Origin of the sequence: Mesobacillus persicus, assembly GCF_900109925.1 — a bacterium.
Lineage (GTDB): Bacteria > Bacillota > Bacilli > Bacillales > Cytobacillaceae > Mesobacillus_B > Mesobacillus_B persicus.
Window position 1 is genome coordinate 93,108 of sequence record NZ_FOBW01000002.1, and the last position, 18,409, is coordinate 111,516.

Sequence of the window (18,409 nt, forward strand, 5' to 3'; positions counted from 1 at the left end):
AACGAGTGCTAAATCTAATAATAAATTATCAATAAATAGCCTTGATGTCAATCATTAGATACTCCAAGAAATGATTGGAAAACCTCATTTCCAAGAAGTCGACCCTTACGAGTAAGAGAGATTTCGTTTTCATTCACCGCAATCAACTTATTCGTTGTCAATTGGTCAATTTCTTGTTGAAATAATTCTAAAGGGTTCACTTGAAACTTTTCGATAAAGTGTCGAATTGACACCCCTTCTATTTTTCTTAACCCAAGGAACATCTCCTCTTCCATTTGCTCCGCTTTGGTTACCAGATGTTTTTCCATTACTGGAAGAAGGTCTTTACTCAGAGGTTCCATATATTTTTTTAATGGTCCATAATTCGACCTTCTGTACCCATCTACATACCCATGGGCACCTGCGCCAAATCCAAAATACTCTTCATTGCGCCAATAGGTGAGATTATGATAACTTTCAAAACCAGGGAGAGCAAAATTACTAATTTCGTATTGCTTTAACCCCTTCTTCTCCATCGCATCCATGAGCAACTCGTACATTTGGGCTTCTGTTTCCTCACCAGGTAGGCGAAGTTTCCCTCTTTGCATCAAATTATAAAACACTGTTTTCGGCTCAATGATGAGTGAATAGCCAGAGTAGTGAACCAAGTCTAAATCGAGTGCCGTCTTTAATGTTAATTTAAAGTCTTCCAAAGTCTGCTTAGGAAGGCTATAGATTAGATCCACACTGATATTTTCAAAACCGATATCTTGTGCTGCATGGATTGATTTAAATACGTCTTTCGCACGGTGAGACCTCCCAATGGATTGGAGTAATTCGTCGTTAAAGGATTGTACTCCAAAACTCAGACGATTCACTCCCGCCTCTTTTAAGATACGAAGTTTTTCGGTAGATAAATCTCCAGGATTGGCTTCAAACGTATACTCTGTATGCTTGTTGTAAGGAAGATTCTCTTTAATAGACTGAACGAGAGTTTCTAACTGCCGTTCATCGAGGGCTGTTGGGGTCCCACCTCCAACAAATATCGAACGAAGCTCATTAACCGGATTTTTTTCAATAGTCATCATCATTTCTTTGCCGAGACTTGCAAGGTATTCCCCCACCGGTTGCCGCTCCATAAATACCTTATTGAAGTCACAATAATGGCATATATGATGACAAAACGGGATATGAATATATGCAGCTTTTATCATGTCATCACTTCCTGTCTATTTAAAAGACTCTTTTCTCAAACTTCGTTTCTTCTCAAGATGAAACTATATGTTAAAACTATCTTTATACTGTAAACAACCAACAATTACAAGAGATGTGCCTATAGATCTACTTTAGTACAGGATAGCTTTCCTTCCGTTAAAATTGGCTTTAGGATTTATAATACCTTTTCCACAAATGCATCCATTTAAAAAAAGCACAAGTGTCCGTTTAGTTAGTTACACTAGTTCCAGACGCTTGAGCCAACAAAAAATCCAAAGGTAATACTACTCGCACCATTTTTCAAAAAAAGAGGTTAGAACCGGCTGCTTAACTAGATGCCGGTCTAACCTCCTCCAAAAACTTCTTATTTTTTAGAGCCATTGTCATCCATTTTCAACACAGCCATGAAGGCTTCTTGCGGCACTTCTACAGATCCAACTTGTTTCATGCGCTTTTTACCTTCTTTTTGCTTTTCAAGCAATTTCCGTTTACGGGAAATATCGCCACCATAACACTTAGCAAGAACATTTTTACGCATCGCTTTGATTGACGAACGCGCAACAATCTTCGTTCCAATTGCTGCCTGGATTGGCACTTCAAACTGCTGTCTCGGGATAAGTTCTTTCAGTTTTTCAACAATTACTTTTCCACGCTCATAAGCAAAGTCTCTATGAACAATGAAACTAAGGGCATCAACTTGTTCTGCATTTAGAAGAATATCCATTTTAACAAGCTTAGATGGTTTATAACCGATTAGTTCATAGTCAAAAGAGGCATAGCCTTTTGTACTAGATTTAAGCTGATCAAAGAAATCGTAGACAATTTCAGACAATGGAATCTCATAAACAATACTCACACGATTTTCATCTAAATATTGCATATCAATAAAATTCCCGCGTTTTTGCTGACAAATTTCCATGATTGGACCAACATAATCATTTGGAGCCATCATTGTTGCTTTTACATAAGGCTCTTCAATCCGGTCAATTTTCTGCGGATCCGGCATATTAGACGGGTTGTCCACTTTAACTTCAGATCCATCCGTCATATGAACATGGTAGATAACACTCGGTGCCGTAGTGATCAAGTCAATTTTAAATTCTCGTTCAATCCGTTCTTGAATGATTTCCATATGAAGTAAACCAAGGAAACCACAGCGGAAGCCAAATCCTAACGCCTGAGATGTCTCTGGTTCATATTGCAGAGCAGAGTCGTTCAATTCTAACTTCTCTAATGCTTCCCTCAAGTCATTGAACTTTGCTGTATCAATTGGATACAGACCGCAATAGACCATCGGGTTTAATTTACGGTAGCCTGGGAGCGCTTCAGTAGCGCCTTTTTTAGCATTGGTAATCGTATCCCCTACACGTGTATCACCAACGTTTTTAATCGCAGCCGTCAAGAATCCAACATCACCGACAGATAGTTCATCGACCATAATAGGTTTGGGGTTAAACACACCAACCTCTGATACTTCGAATTCCTTGCCAGTTGCCATCATTTTGATTTTATCGCCAGCTTTAACGGTTCCTTCTACTACACGGATATAAGCAACAACCCCGCGGTAAGCATCATATAAAGAGTCAAAAATCAGCGCTTTTAATGGCGCCTCTGGATCGCCTGTTGGTGCTGGAATTTTCGCAACAACCTGTTCGAGGATTTCTTCAATCCCAATCCCCGCTTTGGCTGACGCTAACACAGCATCTGATGCATCAAGTCCGATAACATCTTCAATTTCAGCCCTTACTCGTTCTGGTTCAGCACTAGGGAGGTCAATTTTATTAATAACCGGCATGATTTCTAGATCGTTATCAAGTGCCAAGTAAACGTTCGCTAACGTCTGCGCTTCAATTCCTTGAGCAGCATCGACAACAAGAATCGCCCCTTCACACGCTGCTAGGCTCCGTGAAACCTCATAGGTGAAATCGACATGTCCAGGAGTATCTATTAAATGAAAAGTATAGATTTCTCCATCCTTCGCTTTGTACTTCAGCTGGACCGAGTTAAGTTTAATCGTAATGCCTCGTTCACGCTCTAAATCCATAGAATCAAGTAACTGATCCTTCATTTCCCTTGATGTCAACGCATTTGTCTTCTCAAGAATACGGTCAGCTAACGTTGATTTCCCATGGTCTATATGAGCGATGATTGAAAAGTTTCGAATCTTTGATTGTCTTTTAAGTTTTTCTTCTCTATTCACTGGTGCTTCACTCCTACTTTACTCGCACTAACACACTATTTTTGATTATATCAGTAGGGAGGGGAAGATTCAATTATTATTGAAAAGGGGGGATTTGGGATAAGTATGAAGGCTATATAGGGTTAAGGGCAATTGTTGCCTGGCCTTACTCTACCTCCCACTGTTTTGGGTACTCACGATTCGAATTGGTGACCGATTTTCTCCTCTTCCCCCTCCTGTGGGCATCAAGAGCCACATTTGTGACCACCGCTTTAGCAGACACCAACACCAAAAAGCAGGATGAGTTCCTGCTCTCGTGTTAAGATTCTCTTTTCGTAATCAACTCTAATGATTTGTCAACAGCAGATTCAAGGCCATCAGCAATTGTTTTTCCAATTGAAGAAAAGAAATTAAAAGTCTCCATTTTTTCTAGCTGCTCTTTTTTTTGCTTTAGGTCATGACTTGAGACATTGTTTCCGAGAATAGCCGTTTCAATATCCCCATCGTTATTCTCCTTAACTGAAACGGCTGACTCAAAGTTCGGGTCTTCAAAGCCTTTCATATCGTGGATCCCTTTGTTTGCAAGTTGCATCCCTGTCAATACACATATAAACATAAGACATACGAGCAAAAAGGCTTTCAGCATAAACATTTTCATAAAAACAACCACCTTGGTTTGCCTTAATTATTTGCCTGTGCATCCACTTGATCGGCCTGCCAGTAAAATTCGCTAAATACATCGGCTAATGCATCAGCTGATCTATATAGTTCTTCAAAAGTGTTGTCCACACCACCAAATTCTACTAACAATGCATTACCAGACAAATCCTGATTATAAACACCATTCATCCCTGGTCCTTTATTTTCAATAATCCCACGGCTCATACCTTTATAATTCTTTTCAAGTAGCTCATGAAGTTCTGTTGCGAGTTTTAAGTTCTTTTCATAGTTTTGGTTGTTACCGCCAATAACGAATGCTAACTTAGCATAAGCTTTCCCATCAATCGTAACGGTCGTATCCTTCTTTCTTCTAGAATCGCGGTGGATATCAATTATATATCGGAGATCTCGATTCCCTGCCATCGCCGTCTCCACCACAGACCTCGACTCTTGGTAAGCATAACCAAAACCAAGTCCTTTTTTATTCAATGTTCCCATTACATCTGATTTATCAACTGTAGTTCCCACACCCTGACTCTCGAGCCCTTCTTTTAGTCGATCGCCAATTCTAGTTACATTTACCTTTGAATGATAGGCACGATCAGGGTCGGTCACACCTTCTAAATAAGGAAGATAGGATTCACGATTATGCGAAAAATACACATAAACGACTTCTTTCCCTCCAGTGGTATTCGGTGGTGTAACGGTATTGCCATCATTTTCTGTACCCTCAATATCTTCTGTATTCTGAAGAGCCGCTTCCTGCTCTGCTTTTAATACTTCAATCGGAGGAGGAGATTCCATCGGCATATTCGTATAGTTAGTCCCCTCACCTGCAACAAGGATTTTTCCGTCAAACAAGTCAAACCCCGGGAGCTCTCGACCAAGAAAGCTTCTCGGATCATCAAGACTTATATTAGTAGAAAGTTCAAAGACAAGACTTGAAAGATTAAACGAGTCCTCTTTCTTAGGAAGTACTTGCAGAAGTTGATGATTTTCCCAGCTCATTAACCTATATAATAACTCCCCATTGATGTTATTGGCCGCTTGATTGATGGACGACGAAGCAATCCGATACTCAGGCTTCAATGATGTCATCAAGCCGCTAAATGTAAATACAGATATAAGAAAAAATATAAAAGCCAGCACCACTTTTAACAGGCTTGTCCCTTGTACGGCTACAATCATTCCTGATCCTTTTAAACGTTTCACGGTTCCACCTCTTTTAGCAAGTCTAGTAATTCTTATGACTTTGCTAGAAAAGATAGAACCTTATTTTTTACATTGAAAACTATTTAGTTGGAGTGATTAATGCGTATAGAATCCTGCGTTATCCTGGTTCACCTTTGAGTGTAAGGAGGCGTTTAAACCGCCAGCAATCAAGTTGGCCATATCCTCAATGAAAACATCAACCTCTTTCGGGGTAACCATCAAATTATGACCGAGTGGAGCTAGAACCTCGTATATCAGTTTTCGTTTTTCTTCTTCTTCAAGATTTCCAATCATCCCTAAGAATGTTTGTCTTTGTTCTTCTGGCGGTAAATCCTCATCTGTTAACTTCTTCTTTTTACCGAATGTCATCCCGGCCGGCACCAATGAGCGCGATGGTCGATCTCCTTCACGAAGCTCTTTACCGAAGTGTTTCAATATATAATCAATCGTATCACTTGTAATCGAAACAGCGTCCACGACTGTCGGAACACCAATGGCAATGACTGGGACTCCTAGAGTATCCTGACTTAATTCTTTGCGTTTATTGCCGACTCCTGATCCAGGATGGATTCCAGTATCTGAAATCTGAATGGTACTATTGACTCTCTCAATTGACCTTGAAGCCAAAGCATCTATCGCAATGACAAAATCAGGCTTTGTTTTTTCAACAACTCCAAAAATAATATCACTTGTTTCAATTCCAGTTAGGCCCATAACTCCTGGGGATAGCGCACTTACAGGACGATATCCGTCCTGAACATGCTCTGGTTGAAGCTCAAACAAATGCCTAGTAACTAATAAATTCTCACATACTAGTGGACCTAGAGCATCTGGGGTAACGTTCCAGTTTCCAAGCCCTACAATAAGACAAGACGAATCTTCGTTTAACCCCTTTTGTTTGATGAACTTAGAAAATTCATTAGCAAAGACAGCTTCTACCTTCTGTTGAAGAGCACTGTCTTGCTGGCGGATCCCTTGGACCTCAATGGTTAGATACTGCCCTTTTTTCTTCCCAATTGCTTTTTCCCCTTCTCCCGTTACTTCAACAAGAGAGATTTTAATGTCATTTTCTTCCTTTTCCTTTATAATAACTCCCTCGAGTTGTGATACATCCGTTTCATCGTGTACCGTTTTTACTCGATCGGCAATTGCCATTTCACGTGCCTCTACTGCTAGATCCGTTCGTACAGAAAATTGACTTAAATCGATTGAATCTTTCATATACAAGAATCCCTCCTTAAGCATCACTACTTCCTATCTTTTCCTATAATAAAAAAAACATTCAATTCATACCCGTCTAAAATTCATCGAGAGTATTGCAATATTGACCACCATTTGATAAAATATCATTTGTTCTTAATAAATAAGAAAACGTCTGGAAATGCCGAGTTCCATTAAAATCTCGGCGCTTTTTAGGAGGTGAACGGAATGCCAAACATTAAATCTGCAATTAAGCGTGTAAAAGTAAGCGAAAAAAATAGAGCACAAAACATAACTGTTAAGTCTTCTATGCGTACAGCTGTTAAAAAGGCTGAAGCAGCTATCGTAAATAACGACAGCGAAGCAACTGCAGCTTTCGCAGCTGCTGCTAGCAAGCTTGACAAGTCTGCTGCAAAAGGTCTTATCCACAAAAATGCAGCTGCTCGTAAAAAATCTCGCATGATGAAAAAATTAAACGCTAACGGTTAATTTTGTCTCTGCAAATAAACAAAAAACGACCAAAATAGGTCGTTTTTTTGTTGTTCTTAATTAGTTTCGCGTCAGATTGAAGAGGAACATTTCTATCAATAGTTCCTTTTTCATCCCGCCAGTCTTCATCTGGTAATCCGCATGGGCGATCATCTTCATAATTTTTGCCAATTCTTCATCAGAAAAATGCCTCGCCTGTCCAGCTGCAAGCTTGACGCGGAAAGGATGGGCCTTCAAAGCACCTGCTATTTGTTGCTGACCATATCCTTTTCGAGCTAATTCCTTAACCTGATACAATAGCCGAAATTGTCCAGCTAATAATGCCAGTATCTTAATTGGCTCTTCGTTCTGTTTCAACAAGTCATAATAGATACGCAATGCTTCGTCGACTTTCCGTTGTACTACCTTTTCAATTAAGGTAAAGATATTTTGTTCAAGCGATCTAGCAACTAACTTGTCTACCATTTCAGCGTCAATTCTATTCGAGTCTCCTGCATAAAGTGATAACTTGTCTACTTCACTAGCAAGCATAAATAGATTTGTACCGGTAAGTGTAAGCATTAAATTAATTGCATCTTCTTGAATTTGCACCCCATTACTAGTTGTCCTATCTTTAATCCACGCCTTCAGGTCTGTTTCGCCTAATCGTTTGGCTTCGCCTACTACTGCTTTTCGCTTTAACTCCTTTGTAATCTTTTTTCGCTCGTCTAACTTTTCGTATGGAGCAGCAAACACAACAACGGAATAAGGGGCCGGCTCAGCAAGATAGGTCTCAAGTTTTCCTATATTATGCTCAACTTTCCCTTTCTGTTTTTCGGAAGTTAAGAAGACAGGGTTTTGCAGAATAATTAACCTTTTCTCTCCCATAAAGGGTAAAGTCTCTGCATCTTCAATCGCCGCCTCAATTGGAGTTTCCTCAAGATCATACGTAGAAAGATTAAAGTCAATTTCTTCATCACTTAAAACCTTCTGAATTAACAACTGCTTAGTCTCATTTATTAGGAACGACTCAGTCCCAAATAGTAAATAAATAGGCTCGACATTATTTTTTTTCAATTGTTTCCAAATCTCTAGTACCAATGCCTTTCGCTCCCGTTCGATCCAGTTTCTTACCTTTTTATCCTAGGCTACATTTAACAAGGATGTTGATTTCCGCACCAGGCCGCTTCAATCAGCGGTAAGCAAAAAACAACAAATTCCTCTAACATAGCTTTATCCTAAAGAAGCTTGGACATTTTCGCAAGTTAAAATATGGAATCACCAAGCAAAGCTTAGCGATTCCTATATATGGTAAACGCTGTTACATAAGCCCCGGGATACTTACATAACAACGGTGCATCATATTACAATAGAGGAAAACACATGACTAGGCTGGCTTTTTAAATTAAAATCGTCTATACTATATTATGATATAAGGGGGGATGGACCGTGAATCAATTCGAAAAAAATGTCAATAATAAACGTCATGATATTATTGATTCAGGAATTGGATTTGTCGTTTCTTTTGGTTTCTTTGCAACGATGTTCATCATTGCTACAGTCGTAGAAGTTATGGGAAGATAATCTACATAGCTTGATGGTTAAAATTGAGACTGCATATACTGCAGTCTCTTTTTCGTTTTGTTAAGTAAGTTCTCGCCATTTTCTACATCCTATGGAATCCAGCTTGAAAAGGTTCCTGATTCAGCAGTGAATATGTAAATAATAGCCCCTTGCTGGTCCGTTCGGTATAGATTTACTTGATGATTTTTTAAACGATCAAGCACTTCCTGATGTGGATGCCCATAACGATTTTTTACCCCAGCTGATATTACCGCAGTATCGATTGAAATGCTTTCAAGAAAAATCTCTGAACTTGATGTTTTGCTTCCATGATGACCGACTTTTAGTACATCCGCTTGCATTTCTGGGAACCTTTTTACTAACTCTTCCTCACTACTCTCGCCAATATCCCCTGTAAACAGCCAAGTTTTTCCTCCAAAGCGTGCCCATAAGACGATGGAGCCTTCATTTTTATCATCAAGTTTTTCAAAAGGGCTAATAACATGAAAAACGTTATCCCCTTCCTTCCAGCCTGACCCGGCACCCACTTCGATAATCTTTATTTGTTTGGATTGTGCTTTTTTAATAATGTTTCGTTCCAGATCACTGCGATCTTTAGCAACAGGTAGAAGGATTTCTTTCACCTTCACACCTGACAATAAGCTAGATGCTCCACCGATATGATCCATATCTCCATGAGTTAATACCAGTTTGTCTATCTTTCTTACACCTTCGCTTTTTAGATATGGTAGTAGAATGTCTTCTCCTACTTCAAATTTATCTCTTCTCTCTTCCCATTCTTCTTTTGGAAAAGCAATTGTCCCCCCGGTATCTATCAAATAATTGGCGCGATTAAACGGTAGTTGTATGAAGATACTATCCCCTTGCCCCACATCAATAAACACTACCTTTCCAACTGGAGAAAGATAAGGCAGGACCAACTGAAATAGGATTGGAATCATTGGAAGCAGGCAGAAAAGTGGGACCCTACTAGGCCGATCCACCTTCCCACTCTTCTCCCAAATAACAAATGTCACCAATAAGAATACTAGCTGGAACAGTACAAGACTGATTCCTGGTTTACCGATAATTACTGAAGAAATCGGGAGCCCCGCAAGAGCTGCTGACATTTGATTTGCAAACGTTACAAAGAATTCAACTAGTGGTAAAAACAGTTCAGAAGAAGGAGGAAAGAAAATGCTAGTGAGGTAAGATATTAACACAATCGGGAGAATGACTAGTGAGAATAGGGGAACAAACAATAAATTAGCCATTACCGAAATCAGTGAAATTTCATAGAAGAAAGACAATATGACTGGGACACTCGCTAGTTGAGCTATCATTGACACGACCGCTAGTTTTGACAAATAAGAATCATACCGACCAATAATGCCACTCGCAGAGAGTATAAGGGCTAAGCTTACGCAAAACGAGAGTTGAAAACCTGGCTCATAAATGATAAAAGGTGACGTGAGGACTAGAAATAAAAAGGCTAGAGAAAAAACATCAAGTGGGGATACTTTCAACCTAAGTTTGCGAGCTATAATAAAAAACATCAGCATTGAAACAGCTCTGTTGACGGATGGCGTTAAGCCTGTTAGTACGGCGTATAGAGGGAGTGAAATGATTAGAATTAAGTCTACCTTTTCCCTGGTTAACCCAATTCGGAGAAGAAGTGAATAACACATACCAGCAAGCAATGCTACATGTAGACCAGAAATGGCAAGTAAATGGACGGTTCCAGTTTTTTCGTAGGCATTTAATATTTCAGGTGCCATCAAATTCCTATCACCGAACAGTAAAGCAGCAGAAATAGCTGCAGTCCCTTCGTTTAGTTTATCTTCTAATTTATTGATTTCCATCTGTCTGACTCGTTTTAACTGCGAGACCAGATTCCCCTTTACCTCTGTGCACAGGTCTAGGTCTATCCGAGTGGCTTCATAATTCCAAAATATATCCTTCCGTTGAAGATAGGCCCGATAATCAAATGCATTTGGATTTCTTGATTGAGTAGGCTCGAGGAGTTCTCCACTAACTTTACACACTATACCAGGATAAATCGCATTCCTAAGCTGATCTTTCTCTTCGGGGGAACGGATACGATAGTTTAGAACAACCCGTTCCCCGTTTCGAGAAATCTCTGTAATTGCAGATAACCGATTTCCATTTATTTTCACATGGTCCCTAACAGAGAGAATCAAGCTTGTCTCCTCACCAGTTAATTGTGTTTTTTGAGTCCCCTTAGCTAAAGCTCCAACACCGATAGCAAGAATAAGCATCATGATTAGTAGCAACCACTGGTGACGGACAAACTTTTTCGTATAGTACAAATAGATACATAATGATAGAATAACAAAACCGAAAGCTATCGGGTTTTCAAACACACCTAATAGTGCAAATAATACGATCAGCGCGAAAAACACTAATCTCCCTTTCATATTAACGTTCGGTTAGTGTTACTTGCCGACAATGAACTTGCTCCATGTTCACCCCTGCTTTTTTAAATAGATCAATGGCATAGGGATGGTTCTTATAGTCCTCAGCATAGTAAACCGTCTTAATACCTGCCTGGATAATTGCTTTACAGCATTGCAAACATGGGAAATGTGTAACGTAAATTTCCGCACCTGCTGTGGGTACACCAAATTTAGCACATTGTAATAATGCATTCATCTCGGCATGGATGGTCCGGACACAATGATTATCGATTACATAGCACCCTTCATCAATGCAATGCTCTCCACCTGTGATAGAACCATTATATCCACCAGCAATAATTCGTTTATCTCGAACAATTGTGGCACCCACAGTCAATCTTGTACATGTACTTCTTAGAGCAAGTAGCTGGCTTTGCACCATAAAATATTCATCCCACGAAATACGCTCCATGATAACCTCCTAAATTACTTCGTTTTCTATACAGTTTACTGGTTTCCCTAATGAACCGCAATTTCTATTTTACCGTAATGAGACTTGATAATTTTTCATATGTTTTTTCACCAATCCCAGAGATGGATTTGAGGTCCTCAATGCTTTTAAAAGAACCATTCGTTTCACGATATTCGAGAATGGCTGCGGATTTGGCAGGACCTATCCCAGGCAAGGTCTCAAGATCACTCGCTGTAGCCGAATTTAAATTCACCTTGGAGCCTCCTGCTTCTGAGTTAGATCCAGCATTGATTGTCATACCACCTACCGCCTCGGTAGACTCTCCCTTCTTCGGAATATAGACAGCCATTTCGTCACTAAGCTTCAATGCAAAATTAACGCCTATTGAGTCAGCATCTTTCGTCAACCCACCCGCCTTTTCAATAAGATTGATGATTCGATCTCCATCATGCACCTCGTATACCCCTGGATTTAAGATTTCTCCCTTAATATCAACCATCAAAATCGTTGGTTCTACAGGTACTGGTGAGGAGGATTCCAAGTCACCCACCATTTCCTTATCGTTTTCAACCTGATCCAATGATAGCCAGTCTTCTTGAAGTTCTTCTTCCGCGGGCATAGAATACGTAAAATAAGCATAGGAAAAGATTAGGAGTAACACCACACCGATGAATAAATAAAGCTTGTGTTCTTTTATCCATTCAACCATTTTAAACACCTTTCTTTCTTAATGTCATAATTCAACATTGGGACACATAATGTTTAGGAGAACATGATGGATTTGTAAGAAGGAGGGAAGGGATTTGAAAATAGGGATTATTGGCACCGGAAATATGGGGAGAATTTTGGCTGAAGCCCTGATTGATGGGAATGCCGTTTCCCCTTCTTCGATGATCGTTACTAATAGAACATTGATGAAAGCGGCCGATTTAAAAAAGGCTTTTCCGGGGATAACAGTAGAATCAAGTGCGACCGAGGTCGCAGAGCAAACAGATGCCATATTTGTTTGCGTGAAGCCTCATGATGTTTATCCGTTGCTACAAGAATTAAAACCGGTCCTTACTGAGGACAAATGCGTCATATCAATTACAAGTCCGATTAGTATCCAACAACTAGAAAGTGCATTAACTTGTTCAGTTGCCAGGGCCATACCCAGTATCACAAACCGTGCACTAGCTGGTGTTTCACTTGTTTCCTACGGCACAAGGTGCAGCAATACTTGGAAACAGGGACTCGACCAACTATTCAGAAAGATTTCTACTCCTGTTGAGATTGATTCAAATATTACAAGAGTAGCTTCAGATATCGTCAGCTGTGGTCCCGCTTTTTTTAGCTATTTAAGTCAACAGTTTATTCTCGCTGCTGTTGAGAAAACAGAGATTGACTATGATACAGCCACAAAATTGACTAGTGAGATGCTAATAGGTCTCGGTGAGCTTTTGAGCAAGGAATTTTACACCTTACCTACACTAATAGAAAAGGTGTGTGTAAAAGGTGGTATAACTGGAGAAGGAATTAAAGTACTTGAGAGTGAGCTAGGTGAGATATTTGAACATTTATTCGAGGCAACACACGGTAAGTTCGAAGATGATTTGAATAAAACAAGGGAACAGTTCGGTACAGACTAATTTCGACAATAACCTTTAAAATCCTGCTTGTTTAAAAAATAAAAAAATCCCTAGTGCACTTAGTTAGCACTAGGGATTTTTTTGTTGAATTTGTAGGTTAGGATAACCCTTTCCTCGCCGTAAATAAAATTCGTTCTGCTTCCGGTCCTGGTTCACCTGGTTTGAAATCAGCCATAATATCAACTAGTTCAAAACCGGCAGCGTTTAGCATTTGGATATACTTCTCAATTTCATATGTACGTTGAAAGTGGTATTCCTCCACTCGATCATACTGACCTGTTTCCTCATCTAAAACAAAAAAAGTCAATTCATGTTCGACACTTAGTGGATACTCTCCCTGAAAACACTCCCATATATATGAAATGTTCTCATCGGTAAGTGTGAACGGACCTTCTTGGAAGATAACTTCCATTTTATATAAGGAGTGAACGTCAAATAAGAATAATCCTCCAGGCTCTAAATGCTGAAAAACCCCTGCGAATGTTTTCTCAACATCCGTTGTCTCAGGTAAGTAATTGAGAGAATCACAAAAAATTCCAATCATCTCGAATTGACCCAGACTAGTAAGCTCGGTCATATCTTGATGGTAAAAAGGAATGGATAAACCATTCCCATCCGCCTTTGTATGAGCAACAGCTAGCATATCTTCGGATAAGTCGATTCCGGTTACATCAAAACCTGCTTTTGCGAGCCGAACTGAGAGTTCTCCAGTCCCACAAGCCAGGTCCATTATTTTTTTCTTACCGAAGCCATGCTTATCAGTCGAGTGGATTATCCACTCAACCCACCTATCATATGGGACATCTTCCATCAAGGTGTCGTAAAGATAGGCAAACCTTTGATAAGTCATGGAGTTAGTTCACTCTCAATATTCTCAAGCGGGGCGTCTCCCCATAGCCGCTCAAGATTATAATAACTTCTTTCATCACGGTGAAATACATGAGCTACGATATCTCCCAAGTCAATTAGAATCCATCTTGCTTCTTCAAAGCCTTCCATCCGATTGATATTAAATCCCTTTTCTTCTGCCATATCCTTTATTTCTCGTGCAATAGCCTGAACTTGTTTGTCAGAATTACCATGGCAAATCATAAAATAATCGGCGACTAATGAGATTCCCTTCATGTTTAAAACCATAATATTCTCTGCTCTTTTATCATCTGCTGCTTTCACAGCCGTTTGTAGCAACTGCTGTTCACTCATTCAATCACTCCTCCTAAGGTTTACTAAATCATTATACGTGTAAATCGTGTCTGGATATACAGGTTGATTCTTTCTCATCAAAAACTGAATTGAATTTTTCACTGCCTGCGTCAAGGCCTGATCAAGATTTTCCTTAGCCATTTCCCTAACTTCCTCAACCCCCGGAAAATGCCTACCTGGTTCAATATAATCCGCTAAATAAATGACCCGGTCAAGCAGAGTCATTCCTTTTCTGCCAGAAGTATGGTATCTAATTGCATCGAGAATTTCAGAGTCAGTAATACCAACTTCTGTTTCAACCAGATAAGCTCCAACAGGAGCATGCCAAAGTTCACTATTAAAATGAAGCAAATTTTGTTCTAACCCTTGATCGAGAATAATCTGTTTCATTTCATCTTTCGGGCGAAACTTTGCATAATCATGAAAAATAGCAGCTAGTTCTGCTTTCTTTTCATTCACCCCATAATTCTTAGCAAGAACAATGGCGGTTTCCATAACACCAATTGTATGTTGATAACGATGATCAGTTAATTGTTCTTTAACTAATTGTAAGGCAAGTTCACGGTCCATATAAGCCATTCTCCTCAATATAAGTCCGTACAGGATTTGGAACCAAATAGCGTATCGTTCCACCCTGTCTCCTTCTCTCTCTAATTATACTCGAAGATAACGCAATCGATGGAGAATCGATGAGTTGGATAGGATAAGTCGTTTCACTATTATAACCTGGCCGATTAACACCAACAAATTTCACAATTGTTTGCAATTCATCAATACGATGCCATTTTGGCAAGTATTCAATCATATCTGCACCGATGATAAAATAAAATTGAACATCCTTATGTCTTTCTGTCAGGATTTTCATAGTCTCAAATGTGTAGGATGGTCCCTTCCGCTCCATTTCAATTCCTTCGACCCTGAAACCAGAATGGCCATCAATGGCCAATTCTAGCATGGTAAGCCGTTGCTGGTTTGTTATGTTTCCAACCTTCTTCTTATGAGGAGGCTCTTGATTTGGCATAAACCAAACCTCTTCCAAACCAAGGGCGTGAAGGACTTCGTTCGCCATCATGAGATGCCCGGTGTGCGGCGGATCGAATGTTCCACCTAAAATGCCAATCTTTCGCATATCATCTCTCCTTCCCTGTTAACGGGGGAGTTCAATTTGCTTGTTTTCTTTAGATTCTTTGTAAAGGACAATCGTATTTCCAATTACCTGAACAAGTTCTGCTCTTGCCCCTGATGAGAGCTGCTCAGCTACTGTGTCACGATCTTCCTCACAGTTTTGCAACACACTTACTTTAATCAGTTCACGTGCTTCAAGTACATCAGCAATCTGTTGTACCATATTCTCATTTACGCCACCTTTGCCAACTTGAAATATTGGATTGAGATGATGGGCTTTTGCCCGTAAAAATCTTTTTTGTTTTCCTTTTAGCATGTAGATCCTCCTAGTTGGTTCAAAACGTTTTTCTTCATCCGCTTAGTGTCTGGAAAAATCCCCGTCCATAATTCAAAAGCAAGTGCGCCTTGATAAACAAACATTTCAATACCATTTTGAATATTTGCACCCAAGGATTTAGCTTCCTTTAAAAACTGAGTTTCAAGGGGATTATAGATGATGTCACTAGCAAAACAACCTATTTTCAGCTGGTTAAACTCTAACGGACGCTCATCTACATTTGGCGACATTCCTATCGAAGTCGTTTGAATGAGTAAATCGTAGTCCTCTATGCATTTACTTGCGCCCTCAATGTCAAAAATGCTCGTATTAACAGGAAAAGGGCAAGCCTTTTTAAGCAGGTCAGCCTTCTCAGTGGTTCGGTTACAAATATCCATCTTTTGAACACCTGCTTCAGCCATCGAAAAGTAAATCGCCCTAGCTGCACCGCCGGCTCCTATTAACATCACTTTTTTATCTGGTAAAGACGAAAGCTCTTCTGTAAGCCCACGAACAAATCCCCGTCCATCTGTATTATACCCGATTAAAGTCCCTTCTTTGTTTACGACGGTATTAACTGCTCCGATCGCTTCGGCAAGAGGGTCTATTTCATCAAGAAAATTCATAATTTCCGTCTTATGCGGAATTGTGACATTAAAGCCATCTATACCAATTGCTTTGAATCCTTTAATTGCATCCTCTAGATTGCTCTTTCTTACATGCAAAGGAACGTACGCCGCATCAATTCCATAATGATTGAATAGGTCATTATGCATAACCGGCGACATTGAATGAGCAATTGGATCCCCGATTACCCCAAAAAGCTTTTTCATCCTTCTCCCTCCGAACAATCACTCCGAATAAACAAAACCTTTTACTTATCTCTATAGATTTAGGCTCTCTTAACTTAGTCTGTTGCTTTCCGCTACAATCAATGACAAGCAAAATCAATTATGTCTTTTATAATCCTTATATCAAAGACTTTCGCAACATAACTTGTACACCTTTAGGAACATAGGCTGCGACTTTAACTCCTGCATCGTTAACCGTCATCCAACCAAGGCCTGAAAAGACGACATCTGTTTTTGGTTCTTTTATCGTAAATTCATGTCTTACTAGTTCTGGGAATTCCTCTAGTTGTTCCTGCCTAGGAGGAGTTAACATTTCACCGACATGCTTTTGATAGAGCTCTTCGGCATTTTCAAGCTTCGTTCGATGGATATTTAGTTCATTTGAGAGGTAACAAGTGAAAGATCTTCTCCCTCCAGATACGTAATCAAACCGGGCTAACCCACCAAAGAACAAAGTTTGTCCTTCGTTTAACTGGTAGATTTTCGGTTTGATTTCCTTTTTAGGTGTGATGATCTTCAAATCTCGCTTATCAACATAATGAGCCATTTGATGATGATTAATGATCCCTGGGGTATCAATCAAGAACTTTCCGTCATCAAGTGGAACTTCTATAATATCAAGCGTCGTTCCCGGGAAATGGGAAGTGGTAATGATATCGTTCTCCCCGGTCACTTCTTTAATAATTCGATTAATGAAGGTTGACTTCCCGACATTTGTACAGCCAACGACATAAACGTCCTTCCCGTTGCGATATTCATCAATTGCTGCTGCTGCATCCCGAATGTTTTTCCCTTTTGATGCACTAACAAGAAATACATCTTTTGGAATTAAGCCAAGATCTTTTGACTCCTTCTTCATCCAATCAATCAGTTTGTTTTGTTTAACTGACTTTGGGACAAGATCGGCTTTATTTCCAATAAGTATCACCGGATTTTTCCCAGCGAATCTTTGTATTCCAGGAAGCCAGCTCCCATTAAAATCAAAAATATCGACAATTTTCACAATCAACGCATCTTTTTGACCGATGCCATTTAATATTTTTAAAAAGTCGTCATCCGTTAAGCTAACGTCCTGTACTTCATTATAGTGTTTTAATCGAAAACACCTTTGGCAAACCACAACTTCTTTTTCCAATGAAGATAGCGGAGCGTATCCTAAATGCTCGGGTTCTTCTGTTTGAATCTTAACGCCACAACCTGTACACACTATTTGCTCGTCACTCAATACTTAATCCTCCCAATTCAATTTACCTTGTTTTCTAAATATATTTAAAAGCCTTCTCTCAATTGCCCGGTTAAACCTCGTTGCTAATCCGTCTGTTTGTGCCACTGGTATCACAAGGATTGTATGGAAACCACCTCTATTTCCTCCAAACACATCGGTCAAGAGTTGGTCACCAATGACAACCGTCTCGTCTTTCTTTAATCCCATTTCCTTGACAGCCCGGTTAAAGGCTATAGTCATTGGCTTTTTGGCTCGATAAATATAAGGTGTTACGAGTGGGTCTGAAAATGCTTTAACTCGTTCTTCATTATTATTAGACACAATTGTAACAAGGATGTTGTTTTTCTTCATATTTTCAAACCACTCAATAAGTTTAGGGGTTGCTGACGGTCGATCCCACTCTACGAGAGTATTGTCCAAGTCCGTAATAATCCCTTTCACACCTTTTTCTATTAAGCTTTCCGGCGTGATATCAAATATACTTTTTACATGCTGGTCTGGCAAAAAATACTTTAGCACTAAGTTACACCTCATTAAATATAATTGCGATTATATCGTTAACATCATAACTAATTTTTTCCCTTGTTACAAAAAATATCAAATATTAATAGAAATTTTTCGACATATTTCAACTTTTTCCAAAGCTGTGGATAACTTTACCCACATTATACCTCTTGAAATTCATAATATTTCACC

At 39.5% G+C, this 18,409-nt stretch carries 20 protein-coding genes; 3 read left to right on the forward strand and 17 right to left on the reverse strand.

What is annotated here, in order from left to right:
• Positions 1-47 precede the first annotated feature (47 nt).
• The 5 genes from hemW to gpr all read right to left on the reverse strand — a co-directional run bounded on the left by hemW (position 48) and on the right by gpr (position 6,466).
• Positions 48-1,193 carry a radical SAM family heme chaperone HemW gene (gene hemW / locus BMX30_RS03045; RefSeq protein WP_090741086.1) on the reverse strand — a complete coding sequence of 382 codons (1,146 nt, stop codon included), beginning with the start codon at positions 1,191-1,193 and terminating at the stop codon, positions 48-50.
• 365 nt (positions 1,194-1,558) lie between these two features.
• A complete protein-coding gene (gene lepA, locus BMX30_RS03050) occupies positions 1,559-3,394 on the reverse strand; it encodes a translation elongation factor 4 (RefSeq protein ID WP_090741088.1) in 1,836 nt (611 codons plus the stop codon).
• Positions 3,395-3,692: 298 nt separating this feature from the next.
• Positions 3,693-4,031: a YqxA family protein gene (locus BMX30_RS03055; RefSeq protein WP_090741093.1), complete on the reverse strand. Its 339-nt coding sequence runs from the start codon at positions 4,029-4,031 to the stop codon at positions 3,693-3,695.
• 23 nt (positions 4,032-4,054) lie between these two features.
• Complete coding sequence (gene spoIIP, locus BMX30_RS03060) at positions 4,055-5,245, reverse strand: stage II sporulation protein P (protein ID WP_090741095.1); 1,191 nt, start codon at positions 5,243-5,245, stop codon at positions 4,055-4,057.
• Between the two features lie 96 nt (positions 5,246-5,341).
• Positions 5,342-6,466, reverse strand: coding sequence for a GPR endopeptidase (gpr, locus tag BMX30_RS03065; protein ID WP_090741097.1), 1,125 nt, complete (start codon positions 6,464-6,466; stop codon positions 5,342-5,344).
• Positions 6,467-6,673: 207 nt separating this feature from the next.
• Between gpr and rpsT the strand changes: the two genes are divergently transcribed.
• A complete protein-coding gene (gene rpsT, locus BMX30_RS03070; protein WP_090741099.1) occupies positions 6,674-6,934 on the forward strand; it encodes a 30S ribosomal protein S20 in 261 nt (86 codons plus the stop codon).
• Positions 6,935-6,994: 60 nt separating this feature from the next.
• On the opposite strand, the gene holA is transcribed toward rpsT, so the two are convergent.
• Positions 6,995-8,014, reverse strand: coding sequence for a DNA polymerase III subunit delta (gene holA, locus BMX30_RS03075; protein ID WP_090741100.1), 1,020 nt, complete (start codon positions 8,012-8,014; stop codon positions 6,995-6,997).
• 348 nt (positions 8,015-8,362) lie between these two features.
• Between holA and BMX30_RS03080 the strand changes: the two genes are divergently transcribed.
• Complete coding sequence (locus tag BMX30_RS03080) at positions 8,363-8,497, forward strand: YqzM family protein (protein ID WP_090741102.1); 135 nt, start codon at positions 8,363-8,365, stop codon at positions 8,495-8,497.
• Between the two features lie 89 nt (positions 8,498-8,586).
• Here the strand turns inward: BMX30_RS03080 and BMX30_RS03085 are convergent, their stop codons facing one another.
• The 3 genes from BMX30_RS03085 to BMX30_RS03095 all read right to left on the reverse strand — a co-directional run bounded on the left by BMX30_RS03085 (position 8,587) and on the right by BMX30_RS03095 (position 12,074).
• Positions 8,587-10,899 (reverse strand): DNA internalization-related competence protein ComEC/Rec2, encoded by a 2,313-nt coding sequence (locus BMX30_RS03085; RefSeq protein WP_170843778.1) that lies wholly within the window; start codon positions 10,897-10,899, stop codon positions 8,587-8,589.
• 16 nt (positions 10,900-10,915) lie between these two features.
• Complete coding sequence (locus BMX30_RS03090; protein ID WP_090741105.1) at positions 10,916-11,365, reverse strand: ComE operon protein 2; 450 nt, start codon at positions 11,363-11,365, stop codon at positions 10,916-10,918.
• 64 nt (positions 11,366-11,429) lie between these two features.
• Positions 11,430-12,074 (reverse strand): helix-hairpin-helix domain-containing protein, encoded by a 645-nt coding sequence (locus BMX30_RS03095; protein WP_090741107.1) that lies wholly within the window; start codon positions 12,072-12,074, stop codon positions 11,430-11,432.
• A 94-nt stretch (positions 12,075-12,168) separates the two neighbouring features.
• On the opposite strand from BMX30_RS03095, the gene comER reads away from it, so the two are divergent.
• A complete protein-coding gene (gene comER / locus BMX30_RS03100; protein WP_090741109.1) occupies positions 12,169-12,993 on the forward strand; it encodes a late competence protein ComER in 825 nt (274 codons plus the stop codon).
• Positions 12,994-13,090: 97 nt separating this feature from the next.
• Here comER and BMX30_RS03105 read toward each other — a convergent pair whose 3' ends face one another.
• The 8 genes from BMX30_RS03105 to BMX30_RS03140 form a co-directional block, all read right to left on the reverse strand.
• Entirely contained in the window at positions 13,091-13,843 is a 753-nt protein-coding gene (locus BMX30_RS03105; RefSeq protein WP_090741111.1) for a class I SAM-dependent DNA methyltransferase, read from the reverse strand.
• A complete protein-coding gene (gene rsfS, locus BMX30_RS03110; RefSeq protein ID WP_090741113.1) occupies positions 13,840-14,196 on the reverse strand; it encodes a ribosome silencing factor in 357 nt (118 codons plus the stop codon). Before rsfS ends, BMX30_RS03105 begins: the two co-directional genes overlap by 4 nt.
• On the reverse strand, positions 14,197-14,766 hold the full coding sequence (gene yqeK / locus BMX30_RS03115; protein ID WP_090741115.1) for a bis(5'-nucleosyl)-tetraphosphatase (symmetrical) YqeK: 570 nt from the start codon (positions 14,764-14,766) through the stop codon (positions 14,197-14,199).
• The gene (locus tag BMX30_RS03120; RefSeq protein ID WP_090741117.1) at positions 14,756-15,325 is read right to left on the reverse strand and encodes a nicotinate-nucleotide adenylyltransferase; all 570 of its coding nucleotides are present in this window, start codon (positions 15,323-15,325) and stop codon (positions 14,756-14,758) included. Before BMX30_RS03120 ends, yqeK begins: the two co-directional genes overlap by 11 nt.
• A gap of 18 nt (positions 15,326-15,343) precedes the next feature.
• Positions 15,344-15,637, reverse strand: coding sequence for a ribosome assembly RNA-binding protein YhbY (gene yhbY, locus BMX30_RS03125; RefSeq protein WP_090741119.1), 294 nt, complete (start codon positions 15,635-15,637; stop codon positions 15,344-15,346).
• Positions 15,631-16,470, reverse strand: coding sequence for a shikimate dehydrogenase (gene aroE / locus BMX30_RS03130; RefSeq protein WP_090741121.1), 840 nt, complete (start codon positions 16,468-16,470; stop codon positions 15,631-15,633). Before aroE ends, yhbY begins: the two co-directional genes overlap by 7 nt.
• 136 nt (positions 16,471-16,606) lie before the next feature.
• Positions 16,607-17,713, reverse strand: a complete 1,107-nt coding sequence (gene yqeH / locus BMX30_RS03135; protein ID WP_090741123.1) for a ribosome biogenesis GTPase YqeH — start codon at positions 17,711-17,713, stop codon at positions 16,607-16,609.
• Between the two features lie 3 nt (positions 17,714-17,716).
• Positions 17,717-18,232 (reverse strand): YqeG family HAD IIIA-type phosphatase, encoded by a 516-nt coding sequence (locus BMX30_RS03140; RefSeq protein WP_090741125.1) that lies wholly within the window; start codon positions 18,230-18,232, stop codon positions 17,717-17,719.
• Between the last annotated feature and the right edge of the window lie 177 nt (positions 18,233-18,409).